We start from the raw sequence: 13,086 nt of genomic DNA, 5'->3' as shown, positions 1-13,086 counted from the left end.
ACTCACTCTGCCAGGACGTCAAGTTGCTTGAGCATCTGATCGAATGGCGTCAGATGGCGCGTATCCTGCCGCAAAAATTTCAGTTGCTCGGGTCGCAGCCGCACCGCGACATCTGCCACCGGATCACCACCAGGCTTGTACTCGCCCAACCGAATCAGTAATTCCATCTCGTCGTATCGTGCCATCAGCTCACGAAACCGGGAGGCTGACTTGCGCTGCTGACTAGTGGCCACGTTACTCATTACACGGCTGATACTGGCCAGTACGTCGATGGCAGGATAGTGCCCCTGCTCAGCCAGCTTTTTCGTCAGGACGATATGTCCGTCGAGTAGAGAGCGCGCTTCATCGCCGATCGGGTCCGAGGTGGTCTCGCCATCAACCAGCACGGTGTACATCGCCGTAATGGAGCCCTCCATCGTGTTCCCCGCTCGCTCGATGAGGCGCGGAAGCATGGTGTAGACCGACGGGGTAAATCCGCCGCGCGCAGGGGGCTCGCCGGCAGCCAGTCCGATCTCGCGTTGAGCACGCGCAAAGCGGGTTAATGAATCAATGAGCAGCAGGACATTCTTACCACGCGAGCGGAACGCTTCGGCAATCGCCGTGGCACTGAATGCCGCCCGCGAACGCTCCATCGATGTCCGGTCGGAGGTGGCACACACGATGATGGTCTTGCGCACCAGTTCATCATCGAGTTCATGTTGCAAGAATTCATTGAGCTCACGACCACGTTCACCGATCAAGCCAAAAATGATGACGTCAGCTGCGCACCCGCGTGCAATCGACGCCATGAGGGTCGTCTTGCCACAACCCGGACCTGCAAACACGCCGATACGCTGGCCTTTTCCCATGGTCAGCATGCCATCAATTGCGCGCACACCGGTTGGCAGTACCGTCGTGATACGTGGCCGGTCGGTTGCTTTGGGGGCATCGCGGATGACTGGCACGGACACGCGCCAACCCGGCTGTTCCGGCGGCATGATGGCCGTACGGAACAACATGCGGCCAAAGCCATCAAGCACGCATCCCAACAAATGTTCCCCCACCTCGATTGAATGACTGCATCGCAATGGCGTGATCCGGGTACGGTTCGAGACGCCTTCCAGAGGACTCAATGCCGATAGCAGTGCCGCATGGTTATTGAACCCAACCACCTCGGCCAGCAGTTCGATATCCGACTCAGGATTCGACAGGCTGCAGAGTTCGCCTATTTGCACCGGTGGCATGTGTGCTTCAATAACGGTGCCCAATACTCGAGCGACCTTGCCACAGCTCGTGAATCCAGGTTTGGAGGGAAACTCCGTCAACCATCGCGCTCTGTCAGCGGCAAGGCGGGCAATGGTGCGATCCATGTCGGCCAATTCATCTTCATCGGGACCCGCGTTCACCAGATCACCTCGATCTTGCGCTTGCCCATGAAAGTCAACCGGTTGTCTTTCACGGCAATCAACCGGACGCCAAGGAACTCGTCCCCGACATAAAAACGGTCACCATCACCAGTGACGATACCGGCGTTTGTTCCGCTGACGACTTGCCGGATTGTGAATGGCAGCATGGATTCGGCACTCCCTACTTTGGCATTGATCGGAAAAGTGATCTTGTGCTCGATGACAAAGGCTTTCAGAATGCGCTCGAACCGCGCGCTTTCTGCATCGTCCAGATGAGCGCGCATCGACCAGCCCAGTTCCTTGAGATCCATGTCGAATTGCGCATACAGGTCGGCATCTTTCATGCGTTTGCGAAATGCGGACGCCAGTGCTTCTGGCGTCAATTTGGCAGGATCTGACGTGACAGGCACTTCCGTGTTGGTACTTGCTACCGCCTGCGGAGGAGCCGGATGAAGGACGGCGCTGATTTTGCCTGGACGCGAGGGCAACATCGGCAACGCAGGCTTGCTCGAGTAGGCATAGAACACAACAGCCGTCAGCATCACCAATAATGCAGCAGGCGCAACCAGCCACTTGGGCCAGCGCTTCGCGACGCTCGCTTTGACGGGCCCATCCACCTCGGGCTCGACGATTACCGGCATTGCATCGCGATCGGGGGCAGTCTCGTCGGCAAGGTAGGTGTCATCAAGCGCGGTGTCATCAAGCGCGTCACTTTCTTCCGTATTGACTTCGGCGAAGTCCTCGGATGTCTGATCAAGTTCTGTTTCAGGATCAAATTCCAATTCCGGCTGCGGCATCGGCGGCAGGGACTGCCACGCTGCATCACCGGGAGAAATCACCAGCCAGGTTTCTCCAAGGCGAAAAAAAACGCCGCTCCAGAGATCGAGCAGTGCTTGCGGCACCAAGCTATCGGCACCGAAAATCTCTCCGGCGTCAGCTGTCAGGAGCCAGCCGCCGTCAGATTGCTCCAGAGTGGCATGATGGGGAACGATACCAGGATCGACGAGTACCACATCGGCATCTTCGTGCGCACCGAACAGCAGCGTTGTACCATCCAGCGGCAGCATGGCACCACGATGTAATCCATTCAGGATGCGAAGTTCGATATCCATGATCTTGCACTTGTCATTAGACTTTGATTAATGATGAGTGCAAAAGTTATATCAATGGTTCCGTTCACAATTCGATCATCCCCAGTGGCTGGACACGCGCATGCTGGGTCAACTCCGAAAACGAAAACACCGGTACCGAAAAGAATTCCTCCTCGATTAATTTGCGTACTGAGCGCCGGATGTCCGCGGCGGTCACGAGGACGGGTGGCATGGATGCCGAACCGCCTGTGCCGATCAGTTCGCCCAACCGATCCAGAATCGCTTGCTCGGTCTCGACTTCGAGCTCCAGGTAGCTTCCCTGACTGGTTTGCCGGATCGCACCGCGCAGCAAGTCCTCCATTTCGGGCGACATCAGAATGACCTCGATCAGCCCGTTTTGAGCCACCTCGTAGCATAACTGCCGCTTCAGTGCCAGCCGAACGTAATCCGCGAGAATGTCCGGATCGCGTTCTTTTGAAGACCAATCCAGTACGGTTTCAAGAATCAGCCGTGCATTGCGCAGCGAAACACCCTCGCGCGCAAGGCGCTGCATTACCTCGGTGAGGCGCGGCAAGGTGACGGTACGCGCCAACTCCTTGCCAAGTTCGGGAAAACGGCGATCGGCAAACCGCATGAATCGCTGTACTTCGTGAACACCCATGAACATCTGACAGTTGCGCATCATTTCGACTTCGATATCAGAGGCAAGAACAGTTTCCCAGCTTTGGTACACCACACCGGCCTCTTCCAGAGAATTGTCCTCTGGCACCCTCACCCAGGTACGGTGCCGGCGGGTACCCGCGACACCATCGTCGCGGGCCTCGAAACCCAGCTCGGTTAACCGCTCGCTTGTTTCAATGGTTGCGCCCCATCCCAGCCGAATCTCGACATCCACCAACGGCACTTCTGCCATCAAAAAATGAATCCGGTCCGCAGGCATGCTGTCTCGATATTCAAAATCAATCGTATGCATGTCGGGAATGCCGCGCGAGCCCATGACCGTGTTGCGCATGATCCGGATGGCATCAGTAATCGTTTCGGCTTCCGGTCTGCCTTCCATGCTTTTGTGCATTCGCACGATGAACGGTTTTGTCGATTCAAAGGTCGTCAGGTCGACCACTTTCGGCTTGCCAACCACGCGATTCATTTCTGCGGCACGTTTTTTGGCCTCTTCCGCGCGCGGCTTGAGCAGAGCTAATGCACCTCCAGTACTGAGCAAGGCAGCCAGCCCGAGAAAAATCACCGTTGGCATCCCCGGAATCATGCCGAACAAAACCATGATGACACTCGCCGTGACCATGGCCTTTGGTTCGGCAAACATTTCCGCAACAATATCCTGGCCAATGTTGCTCTTGCCAGCACCGTCATGTTCGCGATTATCATCGGACACACGCGTAGTAATCATCCCTGCCGTCAGAGAAATCAGCAGTGCCGGTATCTGTGCAATCAACGCATCGCCAATACTGAGAATCGAGTAAAGCTTGCTGGCATCACCCACTGTCATGCTGCGCTGGAATATCCCTATCGAGATTCCACCAATCAAGTTCACCATCACGATGAAAATACCGGCAATGGCGTCACCCTTGACGAATTTCATCGCGCCATCCATTGCGCCATGTAACTGGCTTTCCTTGGCCAGTTCGGCACGTTTGCGCCGCGCATCGTCTGCCGTCAGGAACCCTGCCCGTAAATCGCTATCGATCGACATTTGCTTGCCGGGCATGGCGTCCAGGGTAAAGCGGGCGGCAACTTCAGAAACCCGCTCCGATCCCTTGGTAATCACAATAAACTGCACCACGGTCAAGATCAGGAACACCACCAGACCGACGACAAGATTGCCGCCAACGACAAAATTGCCGAAGGTTTCAACAATATGTCCGGCATTTCCTTCCAGTAAAATCTGACGCGTCGTCGCCACTTCCAGCGCCAGCCGAAACAAGGTAGTTAGCAGCAACACTGCCGGAAACGTCGAAAATGACGTCGGTCCCACCATGTACATCGACACCACCACCATTAAGCCAGCCACACATAAATTGACGGCAATCAGAATATCAAGCAACCAGATCGGCATCGGCAATACCAGCATGAATACGATGGCAATGATGAGTGCCGCCGCAAACAGTTCGGCACGTTTGGCTGCCTTTGCTGCAAAGTCGTTGAGGGCCAGTACGAGATTATTCATGCTCGTAACCCGCTCCAGGATTACCTGGGGGATGAGCCCGCCGCATAATCAACTTGGTCCAGGATGTGTCGCTGGTATTTTTTAATGCCTGAACCATGAACTCTTCCAGCGGTGCCGCCAACTCCACCGCAGCGTACGACGCCATCAATGCAAAACGCTGGTCCTCCGGCCATAACGCCGCACAACCACAGGCCAGCTGGTACGCGTCCTCCAACTGGCCAGTATTTAGATGCCCCCACACTAATCCGATTGCCAATAAAGCTTCAGGAGGGAACGTCACGCGCTTTTTTCGCACCATCATGATTTTGATTCCTCTCGAACACTCGCCAGCTGTAAATCTGACATGTGTAGCTGGTGCAACCTCAGCCGCCCCTTGATGCTTTTTTCAACGACCGTGATGGCTGCCAGCGCTCTCCGGCGCGGCTCTCCTTCCTGTGTCAATCCATGCTCGAGAAATTTCTTTTGCAGCGCACGCATTTTCGGAACGGGATCGCCGCTCCAGGCAACGCTGCCTGCCGTCAACGAGACGCCCAATAGGGATGTCAACACATCAATACCGCGGCTATCATGGCGTCCGACAAGATTGATCGACGCGTCTCGTTCGTATTCTTTTAGCTGGGAAAGTGATACGTTCGACTGAGAAATCTCCACACCCAACGTCACAATTTCACCAGTTTCCAGGGCAATCTGGGGAGCGCTACCAGGCGCTCCTACACGAGAGATACTCATGGCATCAGCAACGCAACCGCGTTGTCGAGTGCCGCCTCCGAGGGTGAAGGTGCCGTATCCCGTGCGCCATACTCCATACGGAGTAGAACGAAAAAGCTGCCATCGGCAAACTGCGATGGCATCCACTGCGCAAAGCGGGCAGGCATCTGGTACCTCCGTTTAAGCACGCTCTCGATGAACCCCGGACGCAATTGATCTCGCTGATAGCCGAGACCAACAACCACAAAACCTGCATCAGGGTAAGCAAATATCGCCAATCCGTTATCCAGTGCAATCCGAGCAACGGCCTTGGCGTTGAGTGCGGTTGAAACAAGGGAAAAGGCGATTTTTTCAAGTTCAACGGCCGATACGAACGTCGTCATCACTTCCTCCTGAGGGGCTAGAACAATTTGGCAATGCGGGCACGTTCCCGGCTTTCCGTATGGGACAGCAAACTTGATCCACCGTATTCTTGAGTTGGTTTGTGGTGCGACAACTCATCGAGTTTCCCCAGCGTTAGTTGCCTTTGCGGAAGTGCATCAAGCGACCACATTGTGGTTGGGAGCGAGGTCACGGCAGAGCGCACAGTGCGATAAACAGCCGGTTTTTTGCCAGGACTGACCGTATTCATGTCCACTAATTTGGCTACGAATGGCTCTGCAGTGCGATCGTCCAGTAACGGCACTTTCAGCATCAATCGACTCGTCTCGGCCACTGACGCTTTTGGCTGAAGTCCGAGGCCGGAGAATTTTCCGCGCATATCGAGACCAATCGCACGACTTGAAATCAATGCGTGATAAGCATTGCCAAGTGAGAGAGAACGCCAGCTTTGCGGTCCTGGCCCGTCGCGAGAACGCTTGCGTGATTCGGCACCCACCGCTCTTTTCACATCAAGTAACGCAACATCGACGCGATCCTTTCCAAACTGACTTTCAAGATTGTCGAGCAAGGTCAGCGGTTTGATTGACTCACCTTTGTTATCAAATTTGAAGCCGGTAATAAGAGCCGTCTCGTCAGTGAGTTGACGCCGACTATTGCCCGAAGAATCACGCAGGACAACGTCGACATCAAGACCAGCATGGATCGAATCGGAATGCCTTTTTTTTAAATCTTCCAAGTCCTCTTCCGACGATGGCCCTCGGCCACTTAGATCCAGATGCTGTCGCAAGCGATTCATTTCTGCGTCTTCGAGCTCTCCACGTGTTGCTGGCAACTCGGCAGGTTGTTGCCCATCCTTCGCAGCCTGAAGACCACTATCTGACTTTTCTTCGGACTTTGTTTCTGGAACTGGCATACCCGAAAGCTTGCGTTCGCGACCCGCCGCAGCGCGCTGGGCCAGAGTCCGGTTGGGGCCGTGGGACTGTTGATGTGCCGAGTGTGTTGCCATCGCCAATTCCTGGAATGCAGCGATTTCTGTCATTTCCTCTGTCGCACGAGAACTACGAACCGGCTGACCAATGTTGGTCTCGGAACTAACTCCGTTTTGACGGATTTGCTGCGATTGAGTGATGGCGACCATGGTGTTATGTGGTGCCCGCAGGAGTGGAGTTCCTTAAACATTAAGGTTTCTCCGAAAAAACATTTTGATGTTTTAGACGGTTTCCATTTTTATTTACCATGCGCAAAAAATTTCGCAATCGTTACAAGCACTTGCCCTACGGAACTATTTGGCACGACTATTGCGCTACAACCCGGGGCAGTTCATCGATCAAAAATTCCGGGAATAGTAATGATTGCGCCAATCAAAAAACGAGCTAGCGAGATTTCGAATAACAATTCGACGTCAACAACGTGTGCGCAAAAATCTGAAATCCACGTCGACCAATTATTCAATAAACATTACGTCAACCTTGTGCGCTTCACACAGCGATACGTACGCAACGTCGATGATGCCAAGGATGTAGTTCAGGCAACATTCATTGAAGCGATTCGTTGCTCAGATCGTTTTAACGGTAGCTCATTGCCATCAACATGGCTATTCGGCATAGCACTGAATCTGGCGCGGGATCATGCACGAAAACACTATGCGGCATCGATCAGGATGGCCGATGAAAGCTTGATCAATGATCTGTTGGATATGTCAGCCAATCCAGCCGATTTGATTGAAAACCGACAGCTTGCTAACAATATTGCAACAATGATCTCGAAGTTACCTCAACGCCTGCGCGACACTTTTGAGTTGGTACTGGAACACGACGCCAACTATGCCGAAGCAGCCGAAAAAATGCAGATCCCGATCGGTACCGTCCGCTCTCGCATTTCCCGCATACGACAACAGATCCACGTCCTGGTCGATTGAAACAACAGCATTCACACCACCACTGCTCAAAGAGACCGTTCTGAGATGGAGCCATCTCAATCGGGTCGATACAAAAAATGAAATTTTCCGACGGTGTCGGAGCCATTTTTAGAGTGTTTCTTTGACAATAAATGTCATTTAAACAAAATATCCTTTCTTTATAACCACTTAGCAAAAAAACAATCTTTGGCATGGCAGTTGCAATAGATCTCTTAAACCGTGCCCCTTCCGGCACGTCACTCAGGAGATGGCGATGATTACCTTACTCGAGCAACCACTACCCGCAGTTGACCAGTCCGAAACAGAAAAAGCGGTACAAAGCCTTAGCATTGAAGATATCGATCACTTATTCAGGCAGCATTATTCGCACCTCGTTCGCTTCGTACAGCGTTATGTTCGTAACATCGAAGATGCAAAGGATGTTGTACAAAATACCTTTGTTGAAAGCGTACGGTGTGCCGATCGCTTCACCGGAGCCTCGAAACCATCAACCTGGCTGTTTGGCATTGCCCTTAACCTTGCACGCAACCACGTACGGCGCAACTATGCCGCTGTCACCAGACATGCTGATGAAAGCATGATCGACGATATGGTCGACATGTCAGGTGATCCGGCTGACCTGATAGAGAATCAGCAGTTAGCGGAGCGTGTCGAGCAGATGTTATCGGCTCTTCCCAATCGCATACTGGAGACTTTTGAAGCCGTCCTCGAGCATGAATCCAGCTATGCCGTTGCCGCAGAGCAAATGCACATTCCAATTGGTACAGTACGATCCCGCGTGTCGCGCGTCAGGGAGCAAATTCGACAGATTATTAATTAATTGACACTCACTTATTGGTCATGCGTCCTGTACGAGACGTGTTTTTCAGCTTCTTACGAGCACCGGATTCCGAGCGAGATTACCAATCAGTAAAAAATAATCGTTCAGCATGCAATTTCAATTGGTCCCGACGAAGATCAAATGGCATAATGCGGCTTCAGTTGGAGGTGTGGCCGAGCGGTTGAAGGCACCAGTCTTGAAAACTGGCGAGGGTGTGAGCCCTTCGTGAGTTCGAATCTCACCGCCTCCGCCACTCAGTTTTTAAAAGCCCGCACGTTCATCCGAATGCGGGCTTTTTTTATTGTGACGCTGAATCACCGCTCAACGCTCACCGGCAATGGAAATAAAGTGCATAAATGCATTATTTGACTCACCATTTTTTTAACCGTTTGATGGCGTACCTGTTAATCGGGAGCGTTACCCTGCTAACGATGCTGGACGAAGACGCCGCCATGCTTGCGTTTATGCTCAGCTAGCAAAAGCTGAAATACTGCAGCCGTTAAATTTTTCAAATGGTAGTCAACCACAAGAAAAAACGGATCATTTCAACGAGCTCTCCCAGTTCGTCAGCAAGCGCCCACCCAGCGGCGTCATTCCCATTGTTCGCTGAATTTGTCAGCCGAATTGGCCAAACCAAGTGCCGATTAGTCAACCCTCCACATCAAGGATCAAGGGGCAATCGCCGCATTCTGCAGCCACCAATGCTTGAGCATGTCATCGATCCGGAATAGCCAGGAGCGGGTCGTAATTTTGGAACCACTGGACTGCATCAGCCACTGATGGCTGCATCGCGATCGTCGCGTTCGAAAGAAAATTCCTACATCGGATAGGCCAGATGCGCAGAGGGGCGACTTCGTCATGGCATATCAGTCCGCACAGGAACTATCACCCCCTCCACACGATCGATGCCTAACGCAGAAAGCTGACCTTCTCCAATCAACGAGAAGACATCCAGTCCCAATAAATGCAACTTCACGGAGTACCCACATGAAAAATTACTTCTACCTGCTGTGTGCGCTGGCGTGCACCGCAGGTACCGCACAGGCGTTTGACATTGCCCCCTTCCAGCTCAGAGACAGTCTGACCACGGAGGATGCACAGACAATGTTACGACGGTACGCAACCCGTCCCTCACAGATGTGGCATGAGCCTGATCCTGCCAATATTCCGCCTGGCCCTGAAGGTGACGCTATCCGCGAAGGTATTGACCTCATGCGTCATACGTCGCAGCGCGTCGGCAATCGTGCACCGGACGAAAACAAGCGATTCAACTGGAACAGCCTTGACTGCGTCAGCTGTCATCAGGCTGGCCCTTCCGGACTGCCAGGCACCAAGAAATTTTCCCTGGCACTGGTCAATGCAGTGAACGACTATCCGCGATTTGATATCAAATCCGGCAAGATTATTTCACTTGAACAGCGAGCGCTGGGCATGTTTGGTGCCGCACCGGTAAAGCTGACAGTCGACACGCCAGAGTTCAAAGCCATCATGGCCTACCTGCACTGGTTGAGCAGCGAGGCACGACCCGATCGCGCCATGGAAGGTGTCGGATTGATGCCGATAAAGGCGCTCCATCGCGCTGCCGATCCGTTACGGGGCAAAGCGCTTTTCATCAGCAAATGCGAAAGCTGTCATGGTGCCGATGCGCAGGGAAAGCGCCAGCCAGAATTTGAAACAGGTGCGGGCTATATTTTCCCGCCGTTGACAGGCAATGACACCTATGACAATGCCGGCCATATGTTTGCCATACCCTTACTGGCCCGCTATATTCGCGCATCCATGCCCTTTGGCACGCAGGCAGATAAGCCACAACTGACGTCTGCGCAGGCGTTGGATATCGCCGCTTACATCAATGACGATGCCATGCCACGCAGGCAAAACCCCAATCGCACCAAGCTCTATATCGACACCGCATTACGTCCGCAAGGCTTTGCGATTCCCGAACATTTTGCCGGCCAGCCAAAGGCATATCAACGCGCAAAATTCGGCCCATTCAACAACGTCAACGAGCATTATTAAGGAACGATCACTTTTATTTACAGTGGCGTTGTCTCACTTCAAACCATAAACCGGCAGTTTCCCCAACCCCTGCCGGATTTTTCTAATGACGGACAGTATGAAATCGGGCTGTTCAAGGCTGCTTGCATTGAGCCCGGGGACACCGACGCAGAGCGCCACCTGGCGCACGTCGATCCCGTTTTAAAAAGCGACCGTCAGCGATAGCGTCAAGTTATGGTTTGCGCTACGAAAGCCAGCCGGTTTGTAAAGCGGCGTGCCGTAGCTCAACTCGGATTGCGCAGCTTGCCATTTGCCACGAATGCCCAGCACGGCACCGGCGAGCCGATCGCCAATGAGCGAAGCGGCGCTGGTGCCCCAGACACGCCCGGCATCGATGCCGGCATAAACCTGCGACTCCACCCCGGCAAGCCACTGCACGGGACGCGCCAATTCATTGCGTGTCACGTATCCGCTCTCGGCCAGCAAGACGCTGTCACCGTCGAAGCCGCGCACCGTAGCGCGATTGCCGATGGCGATCTGATCAGTCGCCAGCGTGGCGTCTGCGGTTTGCTGCGCGCGCAACTCTGCGCTGAACTGCACCGGTTGCTGCCCCAACTGGAACGACTGCCGATAACGTCCCGAAGCAATCCACAGTGCGGGACGCAGCGTGGGACCACCCTGCGTCGCGCCGTTGAGATCGTCCGGTGCAAACTGCCGGGGCATGCTATGCCGGTAACCGGCTTGCAGGTCAACGCTGGCGTTATCCAGCAAGCGCCGGAACGTAACACCCGTTTCAACATTGGTGGTGCGCTGGCGCTGCGCGACAAGCTCGACCTCGTCGAGATAGCTGGTTGCCCGGCGCAACTGCAGGCTCGCATAGGCACCTGTCTTGGACGAACTGGTGCGCAGCAGCGTGCGATGCCACTTTGCCTCAAGGGTGCGACTGCTGCCGCTGGAGAGGAATTGCGCGGTAGTGCCCTGCACGACTTGGGCGAACTCGCTGCTGCTATTGGTGAGACTGAACGTGTTGTAACCCCAGGGGATGCTGTAAGCGCGCGCGACATTCTGGCTGCGGTGACGTGCGCTTAGCCCATCGATATTGCTGCTTACCGACAGCGACAGCAGGTCATTGAGACCCAGCGGATTGTCGAGCCCGAGATTTCCCGAAATGTGCGGCTTGCCCAAGACAGTCGAGTCGGCATTGTCCACGTTCGCCCCGCCATGCAGCCGCTCACGTAACGTCGCGTCCTGACGCCGGATCAGTAGCGTGCTGGTGTCGGGCTGCTGGCCGGGGTGCAGTTCGGTGATGACGTGCTGGCTTGCCAGCCGCTGCATCTGTTCGACACCCTGCTCCAGATCACGCATATTGAGCACATCGCCCGTGCTGGTCGCAAAGGCATTGCGCCAGGTTCCCCAGGCGGTATCGGTTGCCGACTCAGTTGGCTCAGCGGCTGCGCTTGCTTTATCCGCATCCTTTGCCGACACCATCCGGATGACGCCGACACGCCCGGCATGCAGCCGCACCTGCAACGTACCCTCCGCCAGATTCTGCGCGGGCAGCGTCACGGTCGTGGTCGCATAGCCAAATTCGGTCAGTTTCGCATCCAGTACCGACGCAATTTTGCTCAGTCCGACGGTACCGACGCAGCGGTTCAGATACCCCTGCGCACTGTCGAGCAACCAGCGAAACTGGCGATGACTCTCGCCGCTCAGCACGATGTCGCGAATCAGGAAACACGGGGTTTCACTGGGCAGAACGGTGTCGAAGCTCACGGCGCGGGACGGCTGCAGCACGTCGGTCGTCGGCGCAAGCCGGGATTGCTGCACGCGACTGCGCTCTTCCTCTCGACGCAAGCCTTCCTGCGCGACAGAGACTGGAAGACTACTTTGCGCCAGCGCGACACCGCAGACCAGCTGCAGCGACACACATCCGAGCAAGGGTATCCCGTGATGCAGTCGATAAACAGTGGAGAAAATGATCACGTTGTTCTTTCGAGTAGACGAAAGTGCGCGAGATGAGATCAACTCGCCATGGCATATCCAGTGAATGGATTTCTTCTAGGAAATTAACCAAAAATATTTGGCTTATTAATGATTTCCGGCATGGGCGCGGATTTGACTTGCCGTGCATGCACGATTCGTCGGCAAAACACAACGCATGGCGTAACCATTGCTCCTTGCCGGACTTGAAGTACATCGACGCTCTGTTCAACCCACAGAGGCATAACCTTTTGGCGCAATGAAATATATCCTGTGATTTTTTAGCTTTTTTGCAAATGCGCCTGCTCCAGCTATTGCCCTCGTCGCACTTTACAACCAAAGGTTCATTCAGTAATCCGAAACCCCGCAAGGACGATTTTGCCGATCGTATGGCCGCTCTCGATCAGGGCGTGTGCCGTCGCACATTGACGGGCATGATGCGTCCCAAGTGGAGCATCATCGTGCGGCTGTAACGAAGCCCCTGTTGCAAAAAAAATGTAGCATCGCATACGTAACTGCAGGGACCTGCACGAACCTGCACGAACCTGAACGCACCCCAACCTCACCAGGCAGGTAACTATCATGGGCAATAACAATGTCATTCGGAGTGTGATCCACCACGT

General features: G+C 54.3%; 11 protein-coding genes and 1 tRNA gene. 4 read left to right on the top strand and 8 right to left on the bottom strand.

Annotation, left to right across the window (positions count from 1 at the left end):
• Positions 1 to 2: 2 nt before the first annotated feature.
• From QN370_RS10570 to QN370_RS10540, 7 genes are all read right to left on the bottom strand, one after another.
• Positions 3 to 1,385 (bottom strand): FliI/YscN family ATPase, encoded by a 1,383-nt coding sequence (locus QN370_RS10570; protein ID WP_322125477.1) that lies wholly within the window; start codon positions 1,383 to 1,385, stop codon positions 3 to 5.
• Entirely contained in the window at positions 1,382 to 2,497 is a 1,116-nt protein-coding gene (locus QN370_RS10565) for an FHA domain-containing protein (RefSeq protein ID WP_322125476.1), read from the bottom strand. The genes QN370_RS10570 and QN370_RS10565 overlap by 4 nt, the downstream gene beginning before the upstream one ends.
• Positions 2,498 to 2,561: 64 nt before the next feature.
• Complete coding sequence (gene sctV, locus QN370_RS10560; RefSeq protein WP_322125475.1) at positions 2,562 to 4,658, bottom strand: type III secretion system export apparatus subunit SctV; 2,097 nt, start codon at positions 4,656 to 4,658, stop codon at positions 2,562 to 2,564.
• Positions 4,651 to 4,959, bottom strand: coding sequence for a hypothetical protein (locus QN370_RS10555; RefSeq protein WP_322125474.1), 309 nt, complete (start codon positions 4,957 to 4,959; stop codon positions 4,651 to 4,653). Before QN370_RS10555 ends, sctV begins: the two co-directional genes overlap by 8 nt.
• Positions 4,956 to 5,387: a hypothetical protein gene (locus tag QN370_RS10550; protein ID WP_322125473.1), complete on the bottom strand. Its 432-nt coding sequence runs from the start codon at positions 5,385 to 5,387 to the stop codon at positions 4,956 to 4,958. Before QN370_RS10550 ends, QN370_RS10555 begins: the two co-directional genes overlap by 4 nt.
• The gene (locus QN370_RS10545; protein ID WP_322125472.1) at positions 5,384 to 5,749 is read right to left on the bottom strand and encodes a hypothetical protein; all 366 of its coding nucleotides are present in this window, start codon (positions 5,747 to 5,749) and stop codon (positions 5,384 to 5,386) included. Before QN370_RS10545 ends, QN370_RS10550 begins: the two co-directional genes overlap by 4 nt.
• A gap of 17 nt (positions 5,750 to 5,766) precedes the next feature.
• The gene (locus QN370_RS10540; protein WP_322125471.1) at positions 5,767 to 6,885 is read right to left on the bottom strand and encodes a hypothetical protein; all 1,119 of its coding nucleotides are present in this window, start codon (positions 6,883 to 6,885) and stop codon (positions 5,767 to 5,769) included.
• 210 nt (positions 6,886 to 7,095) lie between these two features.
• Between QN370_RS10540 and QN370_RS10535 the strand changes: the two genes are divergently transcribed.
• The 4 genes from QN370_RS10535 to QN370_RS10520 all read left to right on the top strand — a co-directional run bounded on the left by QN370_RS10535 (position 7,096) and on the right by QN370_RS10520 (position 10,504).
• Complete coding sequence (locus QN370_RS10535; protein ID WP_322125470.1) at positions 7,096 to 7,665, top strand: RNA polymerase sigma factor; 570 nt, start codon at positions 7,096 to 7,098, stop codon at positions 7,663 to 7,665.
• Positions 7,666 to 7,918: 253 nt separating this feature from the next.
• The gene (locus tag QN370_RS10530) at positions 7,919 to 8,485 is read left to right on the top strand and encodes an RNA polymerase sigma factor (protein ID WP_322125469.1); all 567 of its coding nucleotides are present in this window, start codon (positions 7,919 to 7,921) and stop codon (positions 8,483 to 8,485) included.
• A gap of 163 nt (positions 8,486 to 8,648) precedes the next feature.
• Positions 8,649 to 8,738, top strand: a tRNA-Ser gene (locus QN370_RS10525).
• A gap of 605 nt (positions 8,739 to 9,343) precedes the next feature.
• A complete protein-coding gene (locus tag QN370_RS10520; protein WP_322125468.1) occupies positions 9,344 to 10,504 on the top strand; it encodes a c-type cytochrome in 1,161 nt (386 codons plus the stop codon).
• Positions 10,505 to 10,684: 180 nt separating this feature from the next.
• Here QN370_RS10520 and QN370_RS10515 read toward each other — a convergent pair whose 3' ends face one another.
• Positions 10,685 to 12,466: a ShlB/FhaC/HecB family hemolysin secretion/activation protein gene (locus QN370_RS10515; protein WP_322125467.1), complete on the bottom strand. Its 1,782-nt coding sequence runs from the start codon at positions 12,464 to 12,466 to the stop codon at positions 10,685 to 10,687.
• Between the last annotated feature and the right edge of the window lie 620 nt (positions 12,467 to 13,086).

Source organism: Actimicrobium sp. CCI2.3 (assembly GCF_035019065.1).
Classification (GTDB): Bacteria; Pseudomonadota; Gammaproteobacteria; order Burkholderiales; family Burkholderiaceae_D; genus Actimicrobium.
Note: the sequence above shows the minus strand (reverse complement) of the source record. Positions and strands in the feature narration are given on the sequence as shown.

Coding starts and splice junctions, on each gene's coding strand:
- QN370_RS10565 (WP_322125476.1), bottom strand. CDS start 2,497: ATGGATATCGAACTTCGCATCCTGAATGGATTACATCGTGGTGCCATG.
- sctV (WP_322125475.1), bottom strand. CDS start 4,658: ATGAATAATCTCGTACTGGCCCTCAACGACTTTGCAGCAAAGGCAGCC.
- QN370_RS10555 (WP_322125474.1), bottom strand. CDS start 4,959: ATGATGGTGCGAAAAAAGCGCGTGACGTTCCCTCCTGAAGCTTTATTG.
- QN370_RS10550 (WP_322125473.1), bottom strand. CDS start 5,387: ATGAGTATCTCTCGTGTAGGAGCGCCTGGTAGCGCTCCCCAGATTGCC.
- QN370_RS10545 (WP_322125472.1), bottom strand. CDS start 5,749: ATGACGACGTTCGTATCGGCCGTTGAACTTGAAAAAATCGCCTTTTCC.
- QN370_RS10540 (WP_322125471.1), bottom strand. CDS start 6,885: ATGGTCGCCATCACTCAATCGCAGCAAATCCGTCAAAACGGAGTTAGT.
- QN370_RS10535 (WP_322125470.1), top strand. CDS start 7,096: ATGATTGCGCCAATCAAAAAACGAGCTAGCGAGATTTCGAATAACAAT.
- QN370_RS10530 (WP_322125469.1), top strand. CDS start 7,919: ATGATTACCTTACTCGAGCAACCACTACCCGCAGTTGACCAGTCCGAA.
- QN370_RS10520 (WP_322125468.1), top strand. CDS start 9,344: ATGGCATATCAGTCCGCACAGGAACTATCACCCCCTCCACACGATCGA.